Below are 8,712 nucleotides of genomic sequence, written 5' to 3'. Positions count from 1 at the left end.
AAAATTACAGGCTATACATACATTTGCGATAAAGTGAGTGTTTTTGGCAATTCATATATAGATACCAAAAAATTGAATGGTCATATCAAAATTTGTGATCAAACCATAAAAGACGCTGCGTAAATAAAATGCGGGCGGTGCGGGGGCGCCCCTCTTTCAAATTTCCCCATTCCAAATTTTATCAAACGTTTATCACATTAGATTGTGAGGGTATCTTTATGTGCAAAAAATACGAATTAACCAATGAAATTAAACAAATTAAACATGCTCTTACTCGAAATATTATTAACCTTTATCGCATTAAAGCTTTAAAAGATTTTGATGATATCAAAGCTGGTGATCTAGGCGGCTTTATTGAAAAGGAAAGCAACCTCTCTCATAATGGCAATTGCTGGGTCTATGATAATGCGTGGGTTTATGGCTATGCCCGTGTTTATGAAAATGCAAAAATACGCCATTATTCTCAGGTCTGTGGTCATGTCTATGGCAATGCGGAGGTCTATGGAAGGGCTTTTATCTCTCAATATGCAAAAATTTATGACCATGCTTTTGTCTATGGCAATGCGCATGTTTATGGGAATATTTATGGCAATGCTCATGTAAGTGGCACTGCCCGCGTTTTTGCTGATGCTCATATTTATGACCATGCGCATGTTTCTTATGATGCTGCGGTTTTTAGTTATGCAAGGGTCTATGGTCATGCCAAGGTTTCTGGCTCGGCTTGCATTTATAGCCATGGAAAGGTTTATAATTATGCTGTTATTAATGGTCGTGCAAAAATTTATGGCAAGGTCTATGGCAATGCTAGCGTGGGGGGCTCTTGTGAGGTTTATGGCTCTGTTTATGGCAATGCAAAAATCTCATATTGTGCAAAAATATGGGGGCGTGCTTATGGCAATGCAAAAATCAATAAAAAAAGCAAAGTAAGGTTGGTTCCCAAAAATTGTGAGGTGTATGAAAGCGATAAGCTTGTCAATATAACTGATAAAACAGAATAAAAACAGGCATGGGGGCGTGCATTCTTTAATGGCTATAAACGCATATAAAATGCATTGCTAATAAACATATCATAAAAGAGAGAGTTAAAAAAAAGAAAGCCGTGCCAATTGATATGACGCGGCTTTCAAATTTTGATTCTAATGATTAAAATTAATCACCTACATGGAGTAATGAATGCATATATACAAAACGTATCATATTGCAAGCGATCTATTAAAGGTATGAAAACTTATCAAAAGAAACGTAAATGATGCGTATGATCTTAATCACTCATTTGAATAAGAGAGCCTATAAACGCTTTTATGGCTTCAGACGTATTAAGAATAACGCCCTTTTTTTAAAGAGATCATTTAAAACAAAGCACATGATCATGATGCTTCTTTTAAAAACGTTTCAAAATATTAAGCTCAAAATTGAGCTGAGTGAATTGAAAGAACTGACATTCTAAAATCAAACAAATCAAAACGCTTGGTAACTTTATCAATCCAATCAAAAGCAAATGTGTATTAAGTGAATATCTATAACAAAACCCATTTTTTACATTTACGCGCGTTGGTTTTTAAAACAATCTCTCATAAGACAATAAACAACCGCTTTTATAAAATGTAAGGTTTTCAAAATTTTGCTCTGCTGTGAAATCTAGATCTTTATTTTTTCGTAAATGAAACGTTCTTAAGCAAATGAAAGAATAATAAGCTTATAAAGCATCACTTTCAAACGTTTAAAGCTTCATTTAGAAAGCGTCTCATAAGCGTATTTGTACTTTTCTTTAAAACCTAATTTCTTTAAAAATTAGCCGGCTCAATTTTGAGTTGGCAATCTTACCCCCCCAATTTGGGGGGGTATCTTTAAATAGAGGCATTCTTTAAACAATATCGCTTTTGACTCCAAAATTGAGTAAAATCCCATGCCTTATGATGTTACAACGGTTTTGAAGTTTACCTGCTTATCTTTGTTTCAATAGGTGCCCTCAAATTTGAGGAGATCTCATTTGGCTTCGTATTTTTAAACGATAACTTTTAAAACGTTTTTTGATAGCTTGCTTTTATTCATTAAAAAGGCTTTTGATTTCATAAGATATAACTTTTTAAATTTCATATCTGTTGTGATGATAGGATCTGTATAATGCCTGCCTATCATTTACTAAATTTTTAGTAAGTGTTTTAAAAACTATTTCGTCTTTAAATCCTTTTATGCGCCCTTATGAATTAAAACCTATAAGCTTATAATAGTTTCGCTAAAAATTTAGCGAAATTAAAAAAGTCTATATTACTAACTTCAATGCGATTTTTAAGTGATAAAAACGTATCATAAAATTTATAAACTGTTATGAATGACAGCTGCTTTTCATTTCATTTGAATACACACATGCGTTATAATATTTGCATCATGATTTGCTTTTTATGCTCTATTCATACGTGCTAATCTTATATAAAAAATGGTCAAATGAATCACGTATAAAAATGTGGATTCTTAAGTGGATTCATATAAAATAATTGCATACAAGCTATTGACTTTATTCTGTTTTTTGATATTATGCCGCATTACTCTGTGATGGGAAAGCTTATTTGCGCAGTGATTATCCTGCTCTTTATGAAGCGATAGGGATCAGATGGGGTGGAGCTGATAGTTGGACAAAGTTTAACGTTCCCGATTTGCGTGGTGTTTTTTTACGAGGTGTTGATGATGACCGCGAGATAGATCGCTTTCGTTATCTTGGCACTTTACAAAATGACGCTATGAGAAAGCATGACCATAGTGGTCACTCCTTTACGATTTTGAATGCTGAAAATCAGGAAGAGAGTTGGCATGGTGATATGATGATCATCTGGGGTTATGTGTTGAATGACCAGCAAAGGTTGAAACTTGCTGAACGTTTGGGTGTGAGGGCAGAAGATATACGCGTGCACCATAAGCTAGCCTTTCCCCATTCCCATCTTCACATGCGTGATGTTGCTTTGGCAAGTTCAGGTGCAAGTGAGACGCGTCCGATTAATATGAGTGTTGTGTTTGGAATCAAGACGTGAGGTTCATATGTCGACGATTTATGATTGGTCTTTAACGGCATCTGAAAATGGTGGTGCTGATGCTTTGATTAATTGGTCAGAGGGACAGCACCCTAACACGGTCAATAATAGCGCCCGTGTGATGATGCAAAGGATAAGTGAGTATTTATCGGATACGGGCGGCGTGCTTGAAGGCATTGTAACGGTTGATAATAACCAAAAGACGAGCGTGATAAGGCTTCTAAGCCAATCGGCATTTTTAGAGTATAAGAATGGCATATCGGTTTGTTTTAAAGCGAAGGGCAAAAATGTTGGGGCGACAACAATTGCTTTAAATAATTTAGTTGGTAAGCCCGTTTATAAGGCGACAGAAACCGGTTTATTAGCCTTATCGGGAGGAGAGATACAAGATGGTTGTCTTTATACGCTTGTGTATGATGAAGAGCTTACGGGTTGGCAAGTTCTCAATCCGACAAGGGGCAAAGTTTCTTCCTTAAAACGCTTACCCTCTGGTCTGATAGGACCGTTTGCAATGGAACGCCTGCCGGATGGTTGGTTGCCATGTGATGGGCGTGCTTATTCACGGTATGTTTATTGGGATTTATTTTGTGTAATAGGAACGACGTGGGGAGAAGGAGATGGCGTTGAGACGTTTAATGTTCCCGATTTTAGGGGAATGTTTTTACGGGGACTGGATTATGAACGCAATCTAGACCCTTGGCGTTCTTTTGCAAGTCAGCAAGGCTGTTCTTTAAAAGCGCATGAACATTTTATAGGTCCAGCATCATCAGAAGGTCTTTCTTCTCGTAAAAAACGTGATGTTTCTTTGCAAAGGCGAAAGAGAGCTATAGACGAAGAGTGTGTAGGGTTGAGTGGTGATGCTTTGGACAAGTGTAATCAAGAATTTGACCAAATAGCGGGCACTTCAGAAGTTCCATTTTGGTTTACAGAAAAAGATAAGCCGCCTCGCTTACCTTGGTTTATCAGGAGCCCGTTTGCTAATTTTTTATATTATTCCACGCCTATAACAGAAGGGCTGAATGACAGAGCGCATCATGAACATCACCTCATGGCAGAGAGGGTTGGTGGTGTTGAAACGCGCCCCGTTAATGTGAGTGTAATTTATGGGATCAAGACATGAGGAAATGAAATGTCATTAAAACCGTTTGCGATATCAGAGATTAGCGACCCGTCTCAAGTACGGGTCGTTTTGTATTCGGGGGATCATTTTGTGCATGCGCCGCTTAATGGCGTTTTTGATTTACTGAAAGCCGCTTTGAAAACAGAGTTTGATGGATCGTTAAAAGATTTAGAGAAGCGCTTAGAGGCATTAAGAGAAGATTTTGAAGATTTGAAAGAGTGTTCATTAGATGAAGCACTGTGAATGATGTGAGGACGAAAGCAGATGAAGATACCCGATCATGAACATGAATATTTGATACCAGTCGCGACGAGAGAAGAAATGGTAGCAGGAACTTCTCAAGACAGCGTTGTTGTTCCGAAGCTTTTAGGGACGGCATCTTTGTATTCGTATGAAACCTTTGCACCGTTAGAGCAGGTTGTTAATGCAAGACAAGAAGCAGAAAAAGCCATGGCACGTGCGAATGGCGCGCAACAGGTTGCAGAAGAATCAAAGAGGGTGTTGGAACAAGCGCTTAGCGAGGTGAGGAAAACGGTTCAAACAGCTACGACGGCGCTTACGACGTCTCATGAAGCGAAGGAAGAAGTTAAAGCAGCTACGACAACCGCTACCCTTGCAAAAGAGACAGCAGATACAGCCAAGGGCTTAGCAGAAGAAGCCAAGAATGCTTCTGATGCTGCCAAGCACATGGCAGAAGAGACAAAAGCAGCAGTCAATAGAGCCTCAGGGGAAATAAGTGGTACGAAAGGTTCACTTTCTACGGCATTGCAACGTTTTGAAGAGGTTAAACAGACCAGTGAGAATGCTGTTAATTTATCGACCGAAGCCAAGAGGTTAGCCGATGAATCGAAGACTATTGCAACCCGTGCAGAACAAACTGCGAGAGATGCTTCCCAAACAGCAACAGAGACAACCCAAGTAGCAGCGACCGCGGTAGCGACGAGTCGTGAAGTTAAGACTGTAGCAACGCAAGCAAGTCTAAAGGCGGATGGAGCCAAGCAGGCAGCCGATGATGCCAAGGATATTGCAGAAAAAGCAAAAGAGTTATCGGAAAGTGCGACATCTTCTGTTACAGCACTCACAAAAACAGCGTCACAAGTACAAGCGGCAGTGGAGACAGCATTAACAGCTTCAAGAGAAGCTAAGCAGACAGCAGAAGCTTCTCAGACACTCTCGGGAGAATCCAAACAGATAGCCGATGATGCCTTGAGAGCGTTGAAAGATGCCAAATCACAATCAGAGACAGCGTTAAGCACGTCAGAAGAGGCAAAGGGTTTAGCGGAAACTGCGAAAATTTTAGCGGATAGTGCACAGACGAAAGCCGAACAAGCCCACCAGAATGCATCAGAAGCGTCTCGAGTAGCTTCTGAAGCGAAGACAGTTGCAGAGCAGGCATTGCAAGCCGATAGACAAGCGGTTCGTGAAGGAAGTGAAAGCACTAAGAGTTTGGTAGAAGAAGTTCAGAAGAAATCAGAGGAAGCAAAAAGCTTAGCAGACAAAGCGAATACAGCCTCTAGAGAGGTGCAAAAGACAGCAGAGCAGGCGTTAAGAGAAGCGACTTCTGCGAAAACAAGGGCGGACGAGGCATCTACTATAGCCAATGATGCGAAAGGGAGTGCTGAGGAAGCTAAAACAGTATCAGCAGAGGTAAAGAAACTTGTTCAGGAAAACAAGGATGTTTTTGATGCATCAACTAAAACCCTTGAAGATGTGAAAGGTGTTGCAGAAAGAGCGTTATCGACAGCCACGACAGCCAAACAGAAAGGTGATGAGATAAGCCAGCAAACCTTAGAATCGTTAACGAAATCTGGTGAAGCGAAGACCTTAGCAGAAGCAGCAAAGGCTAAAGCAGAAAGTGTGGAGACTATTGCGACTGAAGCAAAATCTACAGCAGCTACAGCATTAACAGAAGCAAGAGAAGCCAAGAGTACGGCATCTGAGGCGAAGGGTTTGGCGGAGGAAGCAAAAAGCGCCGTTGATAAGGTGACAGCGAAAGTAGAGCAAGCTGTAAAAGAGGCTAGCGATGCGAAATCTAAAGCAGAAAGTTTAGAGACTGTTGCGACTGAAGCGAAATCCACGAGTGAACAAGCAAGTCAAACCGCCTCTCGTGCAAAAAGCTTATCAGAAGAAGCCAAAGAAGAGGCAAGTCGTGTGAAAACGATAGCCGAAGAAGCCAAAGCAGCAGCAGAATTAGCGGTGCGTTCAGGAGAGACAGCAGGTCAAATGAGTATGGAGGCAGTGAAGGGTATAGCGGAAGAGGCAAAAGGAATAGCAGAAGGAGCACAGAAGAAGGCGGAAAGCGCGGAAAGTATAGCGACAGATGCCAAGGGAACAGCAGAACAAGCAGGAACGACAGCAAAAGGAGCATCAACTATAGCTTCAGAAGCAGTGTCTAAAGCCGCTGAAGCGAAGGAAGTAGCAGATCAGGCAGCAACGTTAGCCAATGAAAGTAAAACGACAGCTGTTGAGGCAAAAAGTTTAGTGGAGGCAGTAAAACAATCGGTAGCGACAGCGACAGAAACAGCAGAAGAGGCGAAAAATACAGCAAAGAAAGCGACAGTAGATATTATTTCTATCAAGGCAAAGGCTTTGACAGTAGAAACGATAGCTAACGAAGCTAAAGGAGCATCAGAAAGCGCTGTTAGGGTGGCGAATACAGCGAAGAGCACAGCAGAAGAAGCCAAGAGTGCAGCGGATACAGCAACAGCGACGGCACATCAAGCCCAACAGAGTGCAGAGGAGGCTACAAAAGTAGCTTCTGAAGCGAAAGCGGCAGCAGAGTCAGCGGCGCGTTCAGGAGATACGGCAGGGCAGGTGAGTGGGGAAGCGGTTAAGGGCATAACGGAAGAAGCGAAGCGTAAAGCCGAAGCAGTAGAGAAGATTGTACAAGAATCTCAAAGTGCTTTGGATGAACTAAAACAAGTAGCAGCTAGTGCGAAGTCGACAGCAGAAGAGGCAAAAAAGGTTTCTGAAAGCGCTCAGAAGAAGGCAGTACAGGTAGAGACAGTAGCGGATGAAGCCGAAAAAATAGCTAAAGAAGCCAAACAGACAGCTGGTCATGCAAGACATGATGCGGAGCAAGCACGCAATCAGGCAGAAAAGGCAGAAAAAACAGCCTCGTCTGCAATGAGTAGAGTTATCGATATCAATCAAGTGGTTGAGAGTTTTAAAGCCCCCGTAAGTTTAGCGCGGATGTACTCAGAAGAAGCCAAGAAAAAAGCTGAGGCAGCAGATTCACAAGCCTATCAAGCCAAGAGCGAAGCCGAAAAAGCCAAGGAAGTAGCAGCTAGTGCGAAGTCGACAGCAGAAGAGGCTAAAACGATAGCAGAGAAAGCTAATAAATCCCTTATTTCGTTTAATTTTTCTGACACACAAACCCAAGTAAATAAGAACAGTGAACAGATTGAATCTCTTAAAGAAGGGATAAAAGGTTTTCTTACTTTTATAAATAATAACGTGCATTTTACTGTCTTTTCTCAAGAACGATCATTTTTGGTCGTTGGTGATGGGAGACAAACTCTTTTGATAAAAAAAGGAACGCTTTTTCGTCGCGTCGATACGGATAATACGGCTTTTCGTTTACATCCTATCATTGAAGATAAAAAATTGGAATTTTCTGTTTCTCTTAAGGCAGGTAAAGATTATTATGTTTACATGGTTCCGGGAAATGATGACCAAAGTGTTATATTTGGCATTTCAGAAAATGCTACTTATCCGAATGGATACACAGCAGATAATTCTATCAAGATAGGAGGGTTTCATACGCTCTGTGCGGATGTTGGAGAGATTGAAGGTCACCCTTTATCAGGCTATAAAGCAGGGGATATATTACCCAATTCTGTTTGGTGTTTGAATCACCGCCCGCATAGTTCTCCAGAAGGGATGGTGTATGACCCCTCTACAGATCTTTGGGTTGATATTTATCTTCAGTCAGGCACCGGTGAAAATACGCGTTCGGCGTATAATGTTCCTATCACCATAGGTCGTAGCTATACAGATCATGTAACAGATATGTTGCGTGTCAAGAAAACGTTACTAAGTGATGTGGAATTTGCCTCTGCGATGTCTGGCAGTAATGACAAAACAAGTATTACGGGTAAGAAGGCCCCTTCTCCTAAGATTTCAGGAGGTCACGTTGATACAGCCAATCGTCGTATGATCTCGCATATCGGTTGTGAGGAAGGTTGTGGTTATGTTTGGCAGTTTTTATCAGGAACATTTCCTATGCAAATAACGAATAGGGGGCAGGCTAGGCTAGAAATGAGATGGTTATCAGGAGGAGGAGGGTGGAGCCATGGTGTAGATAGCGGATGTTTTGCGCGCTCCACCATATCTTCTGCTAGAGGTAATGAACAATTATGTGCGCGTGGTTGTAGCCGTCCACGTTATTTTGTTTAGGGAGGATGTAAAGATGATAGATTATCCAGAGCACTTAAATAGCAAAGAAGATTATCTGAATATGCTTGAATTTGATAAGGTTGAAACCGTAAGAAGGCTAGAGCATCTTTTAGCAATGCGTTTTTATTGGGTCTTTGTCAAAGAGCTTGGAGAGGGAGAAGAGGGGAT

At 41.2% G+C, this 8,712-nt stretch carries 4 protein-coding genes and 1 pseudogene; all 5 read left to right on the top strand.

Going from position 1 to position 8,712, the window contains the following annotated elements:
- Positions 1-218: 218 nt before the first annotated feature.
- Positions 219-998 carry a hypothetical protein gene (locus PVV60_RS08755; protein WP_273724344.1) on the top strand — a complete coding sequence of 260 codons (780 nt, stop codon included), beginning with the start codon at positions 219-221 and terminating at the stop codon, positions 996-998.
- 1,545 nt (positions 999-2,543) lie between these two features.
- Positions 2,544-3,026 (top strand): annotated as a pseudogene (locus PVV60_RS08750) (phage tail protein); the annotation flags it as partial.
- A 7-nt stretch (positions 3,027-3,033) separates the two neighbouring features.
- A complete protein-coding gene (locus PVV60_RS08745; RefSeq protein WP_273724343.1) occupies positions 3,034-4,146 on the top strand; it encodes a phage tail protein in 1,113 nt (370 codons plus the stop codon).
- A gap of 9 nt (positions 4,147-4,155) precedes the next feature.
- Entirely contained in the window at positions 4,156-4,389 is a 234-nt protein-coding gene (locus PVV60_RS08740; RefSeq protein WP_273724342.1) for a hypothetical protein, read from the top strand.
- Between the two features lie 21 nt (positions 4,390-4,410).
- Complete coding sequence (locus PVV60_RS08735) at positions 4,411-8,544, top strand: alanine-zipper protein (RefSeq protein ID WP_273724341.1); 4,134 nt, start codon at positions 4,411-4,413, stop codon at positions 8,542-8,544.
- Positions 8,545-8,712: the final 168 nt, after the last annotated feature.

This window comes from Bartonella sp. AU18XJBT (assembly GCF_028618595.1).
GTDB lineage: Bacteria > Pseudomonadota > Alphaproteobacteria > Rhizobiales > Rhizobiaceae > Bartonella.
Note: the sequence above shows the minus strand (reverse complement) of the source record. Positions and strands in the feature narration are given on the sequence as shown.